Raw genomic sequence first — 14703 nt, forward strand, 5'->3', positions numbered from 1 at the left:
TCGGTTAGTTGCATATTTTAGGAGCTGCAGGGCGCGGGAACGGAAGGGTCTCCACGCGCGTCATTGATCCCATGGCCTAAGCACGCCTGCTGGGATTGACCCGCAGCTCAATACATGAAGCAAAGCAGGTCGTAAAAATACTCCTTAGCTTGAATGAGTTCTCCCCTCATGTGGAAGTCCTGATGACGATACGATCGCCAGTCGGATACTCCCGAAGTGGCGAAAAGTCGACCTTCCAGATATCGAGCTCATAAAGGCGTCCATCTTTGTCCACATTCAAGGCGAGAGATACCAGGACTCCATCGCTATCGACATACTCCGCCTCGACAAGGCGCGGACCCAGCGACCGGCGGTCATCGCCTGCAAATCGCAGACTGCGCATTGCGCCATTGTCCATGTCGCAGACTCGAGCATGCTCGATCTCGTTGAGTAACCACTCCTCATCCGCCACGTCCCGAAGCATGGCTCGAATGAGTAAATCCTCTTCCATACGCAGGGATCGACTCATTTCGTGGCGCGCGTCTTGCCGACAGCGGCCGCCTGTCGCCACACCATTGCGCAGGATCATCACGTATCCGTGGAAGGCCATGTCCGCGAGCCTGATGTCCCCTCGCCCGACATGCTTCTGTACGTATGAAGCGAGCTCGCGCCGACGGACAAGCCCACCTGTCTTGCGGCACGCCTCCGCGAGCAGCTCGTCGGCATGCACGAATCTGTCCATCAACCCGAAGAGGGCCTCGCTCCGAACAGTCCCGTCGCTCTCAAGCACATTAATCCAGCTGGACTTTGCCACGTCGACGTTTGGAAAGTTAGCCTTCATGAGCTCGTGCACGCGGCGTGGATTGATGGTGTTCATTCCTTATTATCGATTGATGTCAGCACCCCAGAAACCAAGTGATCACCGCCGGGTAACCGAGGTCGGTTTCGTTCGCCGGGGAAGCACGCGCTTACTGTCCCGACAGGCAGCTCTCGCCCCTAAGCGGACAGAGGCACCGGATCATGTGACACTTGCCCCTCGCCGCATCGCCACCTCATGTTCGCATCGTGCGATTCAGCGAATTATTGCCCGCGAAACGCTCGCAGATCCGCCATCCGCCTGCTTCATCCCTGCGCAACGTATCGACCATGACCGCGTGGACGAACAGGCCAGGAAGGTGGTCATATTCGGATACCATCTGCCGGCGTGCCTGTTCATGCTCATCAGCCGGCGCGACGCGGACCAGCAGGTTATAGCTGGTAACCCGCAGGGTGCCGTCGGCTACCTTGTCGACGACATGGTTGAGCGCATGGCGGCGCACGCCGAGGGTCAGGGGCTTGTAGGCGTCGTAGAACCGGCGCAGCTCCGCATGCCCTCTTACTTCGCCTCGCGCATGATGGACGATGCCTTCCTCGGTGAACGCCGCCACCATCGCTTCGATGTCCCAGTCGTCGAACGCCATGTTCAGGCGGTTCACGGCATCGATTACCGCGCTGCGTTCCTCGGCGCTGACCGGCCACTGTTTTCCGTCGCTTGTTTGCTCCAATTCCATCGCCACTAGCTTTCTCCGATTGATTGTATTACGATCATAATACTATAACGCAGGAGGATGCATGAGATACGAGGCCGACCGAAAGCAGGCGACGAGGATGAAGATGGTCGAGACCGCAGCGCGCGTATTGCGCCGGGATGGCATCGCCGCAGCCGGGGTGGCCGGCCTGATGGCCGAGGCGGGGCTGACGAATGGCGCCTTCTACGCGCATTTCGATTCGAAGGAAGCGCTTGTTGCTGAAGCGGTCGTTAGCGCACTGGCGCACACGCGGGCTGCGATGGCCACAAAGATCGAACAGGCTCCGGCCGGGCAAGCTCTGGAGGCCGTCATCTTCCATTACCTCGATCCACAGCACGTCGCGCACCCTGAACATGGCTGCGCCATTGCTGCGCTGGGGCCGGAACTGGCACGCCGGCCGGAATCTACCCGCCTGGCCATCGACGACGCGATTGAACGTATCGTAGCGACGATCGCCGACGCGATTCCCGGGGTGAGCGGCGATCCTGTGGCAGCGGCAAGAGCCGTGTTCGCATCGATGGTTGGCACCATTCAGCTGGCGCGTACAGCACATCCGGCCCGGATTCCGGCCATTTTGCAGGCCGGTGCCGTCGCAGCCAGGACGCTCGGCCAGTCTATCGGCCACTCGGTACCATGCAGCGGAGGGGCTTCCGGTGAGTGAGTTCAGGCAATATCAGGTCGTCGCCAACGGCATCCATCAGCATGTGATGGAAGCGGGCAGCGGTCCCGCCGTGCTGCTATGCCACGGGTTCCCAGAACTTGCCCATTCGTGGCGCCACCAGATCAGGGCACTGGCGGACACGGGTTATCGGGCGATTGCTCCGGACATGCGCGGATATGGCCGAACCGACGCGCCGCCGCAGCCGGATCGATACACGATCTTCCACCTGGTCGGCGACATGGTCGGGCTGCTCGACGCGCTGGAGGTGCGGCAGGCCGATATCGTTGGCCACGACTGGGGGGCTCCTGTTGCCTGGACGGCGGCGCAGATGCGGCCGGACGTTTTCACCAGCGTCACTGGCATGTGCGTCCCTTTCGCGCCGCGTGGACCGGCAAGCAGCCTGGAAGCTACGCGCCGTGCCGGGCGGCACGCGTTCTACCAGCTCTATTTCCAGCAACCCGGTGTGGCGGAACGGGATTTCAACGCGGACATCGGCGCGACCGTTCGCCGCATGATGTGGACGTTGTCCGCGGGACCGGAGGCACCGTGGAGCGGCATGATCGGAACCGGCGGCGCACTCGACGCCCTGTCGGAACCGACAGGGCCGATGCACTGGCTGGGAACCGAAGACCTGGCCGTCTATGCCGCTGCGTTCGCCGCATCGGGTTTCACGGGAGCCCTGAACTGGTATCGCAACATCGATCGCAACTGGGAGTTGACTGCGCCATTCCAGCATTGCGCCATCCGCCAGCCGGCGTGGTTCATCACAGGCGAGCGGGACCCGATCTATCCCCTCGTGAAGCCGCTTGTCGACGCGCTGCCGCGCACCGTGCCGGGCCATCTCGGCACGACTATCGTGCCCGGGGCCGGTCACTGGGTGCAACAGGAAGCCGCCCATGCAGTCAACCGGGTGTTACTCGACTTTCTCCGGCAAGCGCACGTGCTCCAGCCCAGCTTGCAGTGATATGTGCGCGGGCCGGGCGCACCTGGCCCGGCAGTTCCCACACCACGCCGCATCCCGCGGCATTTTGAAAGGATCCATCGTGTCTCATCGAGAAATCGTCCTGTGCGCTCCCGTGCGAACGGCAATAGGCACGTTCAACGGCTCGCTCAAAGGTACCAGTGCAGTGGAGCTCGGGGCGACTGCCCTGCGCGCGACCGTCGAACGTTCTGGCATCGATCCGCAACACGTCGATGCGGTCCTGATGGGCAATGTAGTCCAGGCAGGAAACGGTATGAACCCCGCGCGCCAGGCGGCGATCCATGCGGGCCTGCCGGTCGAGGTACCAGCGATGACGCTGAATCGCGTCTGCGGCTCGGGTGCCCAAGCGATCGCTTCCGCTGCCTTCGAAATACTGGCGGGGGCGGCAAGCGTCGTGCTCGCGGGCGGCATGGAAAACATGGACCAGGCCCCGTACCTGCTGCCGGAAGGCCGGTGGGGCATGAGGATGGGCCATGCGCGGATCCTCGACAGTCTGTTGCGCGATGGCCTGGTCGATGCGTTTTCGTCGGAACACTCCGGGTGGCACACGGAGGATCTCGTGCGCGACTGCGATATCAGCCGGGACGCCCAGGATCGCTGGGCGGCGCTCTCCCAGCAACGCTTTTCGGCAGCGCAGGCGGCCGGCGCGTTCGGCGACGAGATCGCGGCGGTCACCCTCAAGGGCAAGGCTGGAACGCGGCTGTTCGTCGCCGACGAATCCAATCGTCCGGATACGACTGTAGAGTCGCTCGCCAAGCTCCGGCCAGCGTTCCGGCCGGATGGAACGATCACGGCAGGCAATGCACCGGGCCTGAACAGCGGCGCCGCTGCCGTCCTGGTCGCGGAGCGCCGCGCCGCCGATGCGCTGGGCCTGCAACCGCTGGCACGCCTCGTGGCGACAGGCGTCGCCGGCGTGGCGCCAGGCCAGTTCGGCCTGGGCCCGGTTCCGGCCGTCCACAGGGCGCTCGAACGCGCAGGCTGGACGCTGTCCGACGTGGATCGCTACGAAATCAACGAAGCCTTCGCCGCCGTCCCACTGGCCGTTGCACGCCGGCTTTCGCTGCCCGCGGACGTCATCAATGTCGAAGGTGGCGCGGTTGCGCATGGGCACCCGATCGGCGCCACGGGTGCAATCCTCATAGTACGACTGCTCCATGCCATGCGGCGCGGGCTAGCACAACGCGGCATTGTGACCCTGTGCATTGGCGGCGGCCAGGGTATCGCACTGGCGATCGAGAAGATTTGACGGCAGCCATGAAGCAAGAGACGGCCATGTTCCAAAAGTCGCGAGTTCTCGTCCCTGTCGAGGGACGGGCTCCGCTGCCGGCGTGGCTGTACCTGGCCGACAAGGGAGGTAATCGCGCGGCGATATCCATCGCATACGATCCTGCTACCGGTAGCGAAGGCGAGGTGGCGTTCTTTGCGGCTGCTTTCGCCTTTTCGGGCTACTCGGTGCTGACCCATGCGCATCGGGAAGGGGACGCAACTATTGCGGGCGGGGGCAAGCACAGCGAATGCGTCCTCCTGGATTGGCAATGCGGCGTCACTTTCCTGCGCCGCCTGCCCGGTGTCGATACGCCCCGCATCGGCATCTGGAACCAGGGCCCAGCGGGATACGGCAGGCGGATGCAAACTCAAGACTGCCTGCTCGCGGTCTTCGATGAAGCACCCAGCCGGATTTACCGTCCTAACGCCGCCGATGTGATGCAGGTTCGTGGCTATGCCGCGCTATCCTGGTTCGCCCACCATATCCCGGACTACCAAGCGTAGATTGACGCACATTGAGCAGAATTCTGGACAGCCGTTTGCGCCGTGCACGGCCGTATCTGGCCAAACTCGGCCGTTCGCCGCAGTATGATAGGTCGTCGAACGGAAAAATCATAGGCTGTCACGACAGGCAGCTCCTGCCCCAACGTGGACTGTCGCAACATCGATCAGGTCGCGAAAACGGCGCCTTCAATCCAAATCCGTTCGCCTGGGTGATGCTCTTCGATAGTCGCAAGTACATCCTGAATTGTCGCGGTGTCGGCATCCGCAAGAGAACAGGTGAAGCGAGTGACATTACCGCGCTCCAGCTTCTCAAATTCTGCTTCCGACAACGCATCAGCGCTGCACCATATCGGAGCGTTCGCCGCTTCCGAGGCATTCAAAATGTCTCGCAGGCCTTGTTGGGATAGTGCTAAGTACACCATGTCATCCTCAGTTTTCAGTGCAGAAAAGCGGCGCTGCCCCAAGGTCAGCTTCTGGCCGAAACCGGCCTGCGGCAATCGCTCAGTCTACGATGTCGTTACCCTCCGGACAGGGGGCCGGTTTTGCCAGGCGTTCTGAAGCTCGCCGGTCTGGACTTGCCCCGTCTCCGCACTGCGGCAGAACTGCGCAGACGGCGATGTCAAAGCCAGCTCCCTGGGGACCTGCCAAAGCCGCCGTGGCGAGACAATTTCAGTTGTATCCGGAAAGATGCCGATCGATCAACGGCGCGACCGCGTTCGCCATCGCGCAACCGAGGTCGTGGTCCCCACCCGGAAGCACATGCAGCGCCGCGCGCGGCAGCAACGCGGCGAGCCGCTCGCCGACCTTCACGGGACTGATGGGGTCCGCATCGCCCCACAACAGCAGCGTCGGCATGCGCAATCCCGGCAATCTCTGCGACAGGTCTTCCCGGTAGCCGGTGAACCAGTCCGGCAAGCCAGGATGGGCGACGCGCAGTGCCGGGCGCCAGTCTTGCGCATCGAGGGCGGCCATGTCCATTCCGCCCGAAGTCACCGAAAGGACCAGGTGCGTGACGAGATCGGGCTTCCGCAGCGCCGCCAGCACGGCGACCACGCCGCCCATCGACTGCGCAATCAGCGCGCTCGGCTCATCGATGCCGGCAACGATCCGCTCGACCAGGTCTTCGATGCCGCGTATACCCGGGTCGGGTGGGATGCCGCTGAAGCCAGGCCAGGTCACATGGACCTTCCGGGCCGGATGATGCAGCAGGCTGGCAATCGGCTGCCAGAACTCCGGCCGGCCCAGTGCGCCGGGCAGGAAAAAGATCTTGGATGGTCTTTGCATGATCGGCTATCGAAATGGTTCCGGCGGGATGGGGCTGCATCCTGCGAGCGGAAAATGAAAGGCCCGGGCCGCGGTCAGACTCCGCGTCCCGGGCCTCCTGGGTATCAACCCGTCAGCGGGTCAAGGCATCAACGCACCGCTTCGGCAACCGCCACGGCAGTCATGTTGACGATACGGCGCACCGTGGCGCCCGGGCCGAGCACGTGCACCGGCTTGGCGGCGCCCAGCAGCACGGGGCCGACGGTCACGCCCTTCCCGCCCGTCACCTTCAGCAGGTTGAAGGCGATGTTGGCGGCGTCCAGCGACGGCATCACCAGCACATTGGCTTCGCCCGTGAAGCCGGGCACCACGCCGCCGACCAGCGCCACGTCACCCTGCACTTCGCCGATCACCGGCAGGTCCGGCGACGAATGCGCCAGCAGCGCGCGCGCGTCGCGCATCTTGCGGGCCGAGGGGCGCTCGGACGAGCCGGCCGTGGAGTGCGACAGCAGCGCCACGCGCGGTTCCAGGCCGAAGTGGCGCACCTGCTCGGCGGCCAGGCGGGCGATCGCGGCCAGTTCCTCGGCGGTCGGGTCGTCGTTCACGTGCGTGTCGGCCACGAACAGCGTGTGCTTCTCCAGCACCAGCGCGTTCATCGTCGCCATCACCTCGGCGCCAGGCGCCAGGCCGATGGTTTCGCGCACCTGGTCCAGGTGCGTGTCGATGCTGCCGCGCAGGCCGCAGATGACGGCGTCGGCTTCGCCGGATTTCAGCAGCGCCAGCGCATGGTCGGTCGTGTCCACGTTGCCTGGTTCTGCGATCGTGTAGTCGGTGCCGCGCTTCAGGCGCAGGCCGGCCGCGGCGATCGCCGCTTCGACCTTGGCCGCGTCGCCGACCAGCACCGGCTTGGCCAGGCCTTCGTCGACGATGGTCTGCACGGCGCGCAGCACGCGCTCTTCATCGCCCTCGGCGTAGGCCACGCGTTTCTGCGCGGCCTTGGCGGCCGTGAACAGCGGCTTCATCACCAGCCCCGTGTGGTACACCTGCTGCTGCAGTTGCGCGCGATAGGCGGCCAGGTCGGCGATCGGCTGTGTCGCAACGCCCGATTCGGCAGCGGCCTTCGCCACGGCCGGCGCGATCGCTGCGATCAGGCGCTGGTCGAACGGCTTCGGAATGATGTAGTCGGGGCCGAAGGCCAGCGTCTGGCCCGCGTAGGCGGCGGCCACGGTTTCCGACACTTCCGCCTCGGCCAGCTCGGCGATCGCCACCACGCAAGCCTGCTTCATCTGCTCGGTGATGCGCGTGGCGCCGCAGTCCAGCGCGCCGCGGAAGATGTACGGGAAGCACAGGACGTTGTTGACCTGGTTCGGGTAATCCGAACGGCCGGTGGCGATGATCACGTCCGGCCGCGCGGCGCGCGCCACTTCCGGGCGGATTTCCGGTTCCGGGTTGGCCAGCGCCAGGATGATCGGGCGGTCGGCCATCGTCTTGACCATGTCGCCGGTCAGCACGCCGGCGGTCGAGCAGCCCAGGAACACGTCGGCACCGGCGACGATGTCGGCCAGCGTGCGCGCTGCCGTGTCCTGCGCGTAGCGCGCCTTGTTCGCTTCCATGTTCGCTTCGCGGCCCTGCCAGATCACGCCGCGCGAGTCCGTCACGTACACATTCTCGCGGCGCACGCCCAGGCCCACCATCATGTCCAGGCAGGCGATCGCCGCCGCGCCGGCGCCGGAGGCGACCAGCTTGATGTCGCCGATGCGCTTGCCCGCGACCTTCAGCGCGTTCAGCAGCGCGGCGCTGGAGATGATCGCCGTGCCGTGCTGGTCGTCGTGGAAGACGGGAATGTTCATGCGCTCGCGCAGCTTCTGCTCGATGTAGAAGCACTCCGGCGCCTTGATGTCTTCCAGGTTGATGCCGCCAACCGTCGGTTCCAGCATCGCAATGGCTTCCACCAGCTTGTCCGGATCGTTCTCGGCCAGTTCGATGTCGAACACGTCCACCCCGGCAAACTGCTTGAACAGGCAGCCCTTGCCTTCCATGACGGGCTTCGATGCCAGCGGGCCGATATTGCCCAGGCCCAGCACGGCGGTGCCGTTCGAGATCACGGCCACCAGGTTGGCGCGCGACGTGTACTCGGCCGCGGCGGCCGGGTTGGCGGCGATTTCCTCGCACGCATAGGCCACGCCCGGCGAATAGGCCAGCGACAGGTCGCGCTGGTTCGACAGCGGCTTGGTCGGCACGACTTCGATCTTGCCGCGCGTGGGCAGGCGGTGGTATTCCAGGGCGTCCGCGCGCAGTTGCTCGTCGCGGCGCTCTTCGTTGTACTCGTTGGTCATGCTTTCTCCTTCAGGCCGGGCGGGCGCGCACACGGGCGCCGCAGGCTTATTGATAGTAATCGGTGCACGTGTTCGCGCATCGCGCCGCGGCCGCGCGCCGTGTGGGTCACGCTCCGCAAGCTGGCCGCCGCAGTGCGATGCGCATATGCGTGCGGGCGATGTCAGACGATCTAGGTGTGCTGAACCGTCAATATTACCCTGAACTACAGCGCAGTGTGTAGTCGCACTTTTCGGCACGACCGTTCCTTTATTTCATGCGCGCCGCTCGGGCAGCCTGTAGACGGCAAAGTCCGACACCCGTTGCCGCGACAGCGTGGTCCGTATCCCGAAGAAGCCGCCGCCCACCCGCTCGCGCGAAGCGAAGTACTGCACATTGTCCACATACAGCCGGGTACCGGCAGCATCGACCACGATGCGTACACGGTAAGGGTGGTTGGGGCGGAGCATGTATGCCTTGTCCGTGTACTCCTGCAGCAGGATGCGCTCGCCCGTGCCGTCGTAGCGGCGAAAACGCGTGGTGGCGTTGTGGTTGCCGCCGATGCCGGCGTAGAACATCGGCACGCGGTCGTAGTCGGCCAGCTTGCCGGACAGCGGCTTGTCCATCTTCGCCTGCCAGAACATGTTCATGTCCGACACCCGGTCGCCGGGGTGGCCCTCGTCCAGCACCGTGCACGTGTAGGCGATCTCGTAGTGACCGTCCAGCGGCTGCGTGAGCCACACGGTCAGCCCGCCGCGGGTATCGAGCAGCAGCGCGCCGTCCTTCGCGGTGACGACCTGGCGCGGATCGCCCTGCTCCGCCTCCACGCGCCAGCGCCGCGTATCGAAGCTCTCGAAGGTGTCCCGCACCAGCAGCCGGCCCGGCGGCGCGGCGTGCGCATCGAGGGCCAGCAGGCCGAGCGCGCCCAGGCCCCACTGTGCGGCGCCGTTGGTGGAGATGCGCGGCGCCTCGTCGATATCGTTCAGCACCGCCGGGCGGCGCACGGGGCGGATCGCGAAGTCGGCGTCCCGCAGCCCCGCCTTGCCCGCCTCGAACAGGCGGCAGGCTTCCCTCATCTCGTCCGGCCTGCGATCCTGGGCTGCCGCAAAACCCAGCAGCCGGGCATGGCCCTGCGACAGGTTCAGCTTGCCAAGGTCCTGGCCCAGGGCGGCCTCCTGCGCTTCCGGCGTGGCGTTGTACAGCCGGCAGTATTGCAGCCACGCGGCACGGAACGCCGGTTCCGGCAGGGTGCGCAGCAGTTCCGAGCAGATTTCCGCCAGCCCGAACACGGCGGACAGGTGCGACACGGAGATCTTCTTCGAGTCCCCGATGCGGAACGCGCCCGTGTCCAGGTCCATGACGCCGCTGCCGGTGAAGAAGCCGTGCGGCTGGGCGGCGATCGTGCGCATGCTGGCCAGCAGCCTGTCGCGCCAGGCCTTGTCGCCGGTGCGTTCCCAGGCCGTGAACCAGGCGCCGGCGACCGCGCCCCAGTCGGTGCCGAAGCCCACGCTCGCCTCGTTGGCGCCGGTCGCCTTCTGCTGGCCGATCTTGCGGCCCGGCGCGATATCACGCAGGCGCCTTGCGGCATCCTGCTGTTCCGTGAGCAGGTCGCCGATGCGTTCGTCCGCCGTCAGGTAATACATGAAGCGGCGGTTGATCGCCGTGGAGATGCGCAGCTGCTTAGCGCTGTCGCCCCAGTGCTGCACGCCATGCCGCGTGCCCAGCGGGCTGAAGGGCCCGATATGGTGGACGTCGACCTCGCCCGTGTGGCGCGTCATCGCCTCGGCCAGCCGGAACGCATCGGCCCGGCCGGAATGGAGGAAGTAGTGCCACAGCCAGATGTCGGTCGACAGTTCCGAATTGTCCCAGGCGAAGCCGCCCACGTCGTAGCGCCACTGGTGGCGGCGCGGGTCGTAGGTGTGCATCACGTCGCCGTAATCCCAGAAGCCGTACCAGCGCCGCTGCTCCACCTGGCCCTTGTAGTAGTCGAACAGCTGCGCAAGACGCGCTTCGAGCGGCTTTGCCCGCGCGCCGCCGCGCCCCTGCGGCGCCCAGTATTCGCTGAACACTTCGGCCGCGTACAGACGCTCCGGGGTCGGTACCAGCCGGGGCGGCTGGGCAATGCGCGCGCCGATGGCCGCCAGCGCTTCGGCGGACGGCGTGGCCGGCAGCAGCTGGAGTTCGAGCTCACTGGTGCGCGCGATGCCGTGCGGGGTGCCGAAGCCGGGCTCGTAATCCTCGTAGGTGATGTCCAGCGCGGCGCGCTGCTTCTCGTGCGTGTCGGCCCCAAGGCCGTCATGGAAGAAGCGCAGCTGCATGGGCGGCGCTTCCGGCGCCCACAGCCACAGCGTGACGGAGGCCGCATCGCCGGCCGCGCCGGTGATGTCAATCTGGCCCGGGTAACTCTGCCAGAAGTTGCGCACGCCGAAGGCCACGCCGCCCTTCGCGCCGCCGAGGTAGGCGGTGCCGCCGGCGCGCGTGCCGCCACCGGCCGGCACCCAGCCGTGGCCCTTCGCCGTGCGCTTGGCGATGGTGAAGCCGTCGGCATTCGGCTGCACCAGCCGGTAGTCGCCGAAGGCCGGAACGTAGTTCAAGCCGTCGCGCACCGCCCCGGGCAAGCGGTCCACGGGTGGCAGCGGCAGGCCGGCCACCTGGGCCGCGGCATTCTCCTCGCCCACGTCGCGCCGCAGGCCCGTAAGGCTGCGCACGCTTTCGCCGAACACGCCGCCGGCGGCGGACGTGAAGCGCACGTGCCGGTCGTGCGGGGCGCCGTCGAGGTTCGCGCCGAAGCGCAGGCCGAGGCCGCGCACGTCCACCTTCGCCGGATCGACATCGACGACGGAGGTGTGCAGCACGCGGATCGCATCGCTGCCCTGGTGGAATTCCAGGCGCAGCGTGAACGGCAGCAAGGCCGCGCCATCGTCCGCCCGGTGCGTGCCGCTCAGCTTCAGCACGGCGCGCACCGGGCCGTCCTGCTCGACTTCCACGCCGTTGATATCGCCACGCCAGCGCCGGCGCACGCCGGCACCCTCCTCGCTGTCGTTCACCGCGTCCGTCAGCAGCACCAGCTCCGCGTCGCGCAGCAAGGCATGCCCGGCCAGCGCGACGCCGGCGAACACCTTGTCCCCCTTGCCGGGAACCCGGGCGCGCAGCCGGCCCGTGTCGACGAGGATGCCGCCCGATTCGCGCGACACCATGCCGGGTTGCGCCGGCGGGACGCCCGGCCCCGGCTGCACGTCGTAGCTGGCCGCCGGCGTCCCGGCGCCGATCGCATGGGCGCTCCACTTCACCGAGCCGTCCGGCCAGAAAGCCAGCGGCCAGGACTGCAACAGCGGCGGCGCCTTGACGCCGCTCGCCCGCACCGTGAAGCCGCTTCCGCGCGGCACCAGGCCCTGCGGCCAGGGTACGCCGAACGTGGCGCCGGTAAAACTGGCGGGCGCCGCGCCGTCGAGCCAGCGCAGCGTGGTCGGCCCGAGCGGTGCGGTGCCGCGGGCATCGGCGGCAGCGGCGCCGTGCACGGGCAGCGCCGGCGCGCCGGCCAGCAGCGCGGAGAGTTTGAGCAGTTGGCGTCGGTCCATCGGTCTCCTTCTGTTTTGTAACGTAAAGTGTCAGTAACGATAGGCAAGCGAGACGCCCAGTGTACGACGTTCCCCCAGCCAGCCGGACACCGAACCGTATTCGCCGCTGCCGAGGCGCTTGTAATAGGTCTTGTCGAAGGCATTGTTCAGGAACACCGATGCGCTCCATTCGCCCGGCCCCGCCTTGCCCTCGGTGCCGGCGGCGAACGATGCCAGGCCATAGCCCGGCACGCGCGTGAAGGCGGACGTGTCGACGGTGCCGAACATCCAGCTGCGGTATGCATAACGCGCCGAGATGAAGGAACGCAGGCCGTTATCCGCCGTCCAGCCGTAACGCACGCTGGCATTGGCCGTCAGCTTCGGCGCGTTGAAGACGCGCGAGCCCGTCAGGTTGCAGGACGGCGGCGGGTTCGGCGCCAGCGTCACCTCGGGCGGGCAGCGGGCGTTGTCGTAGTGCGTGTAGTACGTGTCGTTCCACACGGCGGCCGCGTCCACGCGCCAGTGCCGGTCCGCCGCCCAGCGCACGCTCGCTTCGGCGCCGCGCGAGATGAAGGTTCCCGCATTGAGCAGGTAGACCTGCTGGTCTTCCGGGTTGTAGCCCTGCGTCTGGAAGTCGCTGATCTCGGTTGCGAACAGGTCGGCCTTGACCGCCAGCCGGTCGCCGGCCAGGCTGGCCTTCACGCCCACCTCGCCACTCCTGGTCTTTTCCGGCTTGATGTACAGCGAATCCAGGCCGGCCTGGCGCGCGGCGCCGGCCGAGATGTTCAGGCCGCCGGACTTTTCGCCATACGACACGGCGGCATAGGTGCTCCAGCCGGGGGCCGTGCGCCACGTGGCCGCCAGCGTGCCGGAAGGCAGCGTGTGGTTTTCCACCAGGTAGCCGGAATTGAACGGCACGCGGTTGTAGCGAATGAAGCTGCCGCCCTTTTCCTGCACATTGGCGCGCACGCCCGCCGTGATGTCGATGCTGTCGTCCACATGCAGGGTACCCTGGGCGAACGGCGACAGCATGCGGTCGCGCAGCAGGCCGAGGCGGATCACGTCGAGGTTGCGGAAAGCCGTGCTGTCCAGCCATCGCGCCGGCACCGTGGTGTTCGCGTAGCGGGTGTGCGCCAGCGTTTCCAGGTGCTGCCCGAGGTAAGTGAGACCGAATGCGTATTCGAGGGGGCGGCCCTGCGGCGAATCGGCCCGCAACTCCTGCGACCAGGTCTTGTCGCGGACCTCGGTGCCCGTATCCGAATACACGCGCACGGACAGCCCGTCGGCCATCGTCGGCTGCGAATGGAAGTAGCGCAGCGACGTGACGGAGCGCAGGCGCCAGCCGCTGTCGAGCTGCCATTCGGCCAGCGCGGACACGCCTCCCTGCACCACGTGGATGCGGTTTTCATCGTCCAGGTCCACGTTCGGACCGAACACCACATTGTGCCCGGCGGCGGCGGAATGGCTGAGGAAAGTGTCGCGGCCGTTCACGGCATGCGTGGCCACCAGCACGGGGGTCGGTTCGCTGTTGCTGTTGTTGTAGTCGGCCGCCAGGCGCAGCGTGAAGCGCTCGCCGCCGCGGTACAGCAGCTGGCCGCGCGCCCCGTTCGACGAACCGCCATTCAACCTGTTGCCCGTGCGGATATTGGTAACGGCGCCGTCGGACGCGCTGCGTACCACGTTCAGCCGGCCGGCCCAGCGCTCGGACAGTGGCCCGGAGACGACGCCGCGCACGCGCTGGTAGCCATGCTGGCCGGCCGATACGGCAAGCGATGCCTCCGGCACGAAGGTAGGAGATTTCGTCGTGATGTTCACCACGCCGCCCGTGGCGTTGGCGCCGAACATCGTCCCCTGCGCGCCGCCCAGCACTTCGGCATAGGCGATGTCGCCCAGGCTGGACAGCATGCCCGGCCGGGCCAGGTACACGCCGTCGACGTAGACCGCCACGCTGCTGGGCATGCCGATGTTCGAGTCGCCGCTGGCCTGCCCGCCGCCGTCGCCCACGCCGCGGATGGTGACCTGCATGTCGGACGGGTCGGTGCTCTGGATGTTCAGGCCGGGCACGAGCTGCTGCAATTCCTCCAGCGTGGTGACGTTCTGTTCTTCCAGCTCGGCGCCGCCGACGCGGTACGACGAGGTCGGCGCGCGACGCGGATCGTCGTCCAGGCTGGCGCCGCCGGCCTCGCGGCTGCCGCTGATCGTCACCGTCGCCATCGCGGCGGGCGGCGCGGCGGCGGCGATCATGGGCATGGCGGGCGCTGCCGCCGACACTTTCAGGTGCCGGGGCGCGGCTTGGGATGCCGGTTTCGGGATGGCGAGCCGGACCGTGAGCGCCCCGCCGTCGCCAGCCGCCAGCTCGAAGCCGCTGCCGTCGAGTGCGCGGGCGATCGCCTCGGCCGCGCTGTAGCGGCCGACGACGGGAGCCGAGCGGGTGCCGCCCAGCAGGCGCGGATCGTAGGCCAGCGCAACGCCGGAGTCGGCGGCGATCTGGAGGAGCGTCTGTTCGAGCGGGGCTGCGGGCAATCGGTAATCCTGCCGTTCGGCTTGCGCGTGCGCGTGCAGTGCGGGGAGCGTGGCCAGCACGGCCAGCGTGATGAAATGCTTTTGCAA

11 protein-coding genes are annotated in these 14703 nt (G+C 66.8%); 4 read left to right on the forward strand and 7 right to left on the reverse strand.

Annotation, left to right across the window (positions count from 1 at the left end):
• Positions 1-166: 166 nt before the first annotated feature.
• A complete protein-coding gene (locus tag V6Z91_RS24690) occupies positions 167-856 on the reverse strand; it encodes a hypothetical protein (protein ID WP_338762481.1) in 690 nt (229 codons plus the stop codon).
• A gap of 175 nt (positions 857-1031) precedes the next feature.
• Positions 1032-1529: a nuclear transport factor 2 family protein gene (locus tag V6Z91_RS24695; RefSeq protein ID WP_338772042.1), complete on the reverse strand. Its 498-nt coding sequence runs from the start codon at positions 1527-1529 to the stop codon at positions 1032-1034.
• Between the two features lie 61 nt (positions 1530-1590).
• Here V6Z91_RS24695 and V6Z91_RS24700 point away from each other — a divergent pair, with 61 nt between their 5' ends.
• From V6Z91_RS24700 to V6Z91_RS24715, 4 genes are all read left to right on the forward strand, one after another.
• Positions 1591-2208, forward strand: a complete 618-nt coding sequence (locus tag V6Z91_RS24700; RefSeq protein WP_338762484.1) for a TetR/AcrR family transcriptional regulator — start codon at positions 1591-1593, stop codon at positions 2206-2208.
• Positions 2201-3172 (forward strand): alpha/beta hydrolase, encoded by a 972-nt coding sequence (locus V6Z91_RS24705; RefSeq protein ID WP_338762486.1) that lies wholly within the window; start codon positions 2201-2203, stop codon positions 3170-3172. The genes V6Z91_RS24700 and V6Z91_RS24705 overlap by 8 nt, the downstream gene beginning before the upstream one ends.
• Before the next feature lie 79 nt (positions 3173-3251).
• On the forward strand, positions 3252-4436 hold the full coding sequence (locus V6Z91_RS24710) for a thiolase family protein (protein WP_338762489.1): 1185 nt from the start codon (positions 3252-3254) through the stop codon (positions 4434-4436).
• Between the two features lie 8 nt (positions 4437-4444).
• Positions 4445-4960: a hypothetical protein gene (locus V6Z91_RS24715; protein ID WP_338762492.1), complete on the forward strand. Its 516-nt coding sequence runs from the start codon at positions 4445-4447 to the stop codon at positions 4958-4960.
• Positions 4961-5124: 164 nt separating this feature from the next.
• Here V6Z91_RS24715 and V6Z91_RS24720 read toward each other — a convergent pair whose 3' ends face one another.
• The 5 genes from V6Z91_RS24720 to V6Z91_RS24740 form a co-directional block, all read right to left on the reverse strand.
• The gene (locus V6Z91_RS24720) at positions 5125-5424 is read right to left on the reverse strand and encodes a hypothetical protein (protein ID WP_338762494.1); all 300 of its coding nucleotides are present in this window, start codon (positions 5422-5424) and stop codon (positions 5125-5127) included.
• Between the two features lie 205 nt (positions 5425-5629).
• Entirely contained in the window at positions 5630-6244 is a 615-nt protein-coding gene (locus V6Z91_RS24725; protein WP_338762496.1) for an alpha/beta fold hydrolase, read from the reverse strand.
• 128 nt (positions 6245-6372) lie between these two features.
• Positions 6373-8559, reverse strand: a complete 2187-nt coding sequence (locus V6Z91_RS24730; protein WP_338762499.1) for an NADP-dependent malic enzyme — start codon at positions 8557-8559, stop codon at positions 6373-6375.
• Positions 8560-8811: 252 nt separating this feature from the next.
• Complete coding sequence (locus V6Z91_RS24735) at positions 8812-12114, reverse strand: DUF6250 domain-containing protein (protein ID WP_338762502.1); 3303 nt, start codon at positions 12112-12114, stop codon at positions 8812-8814.
• A 30-nt stretch (positions 12115-12144) separates the two neighbouring features.
• A complete protein-coding gene (locus V6Z91_RS24740) occupies positions 12145-14703 on the reverse strand; it encodes a TonB-dependent receptor (RefSeq protein ID WP_338762505.1) in 2559 nt (852 codons plus the stop codon).

This window comes from Massilia sp. METH4 (assembly GCF_037094685.1).
In the GTDB taxonomy this organism is placed as follows: Bacteria; Pseudomonadota; Gammaproteobacteria; order Burkholderiales; family Burkholderiaceae_D; genus Rugamonas.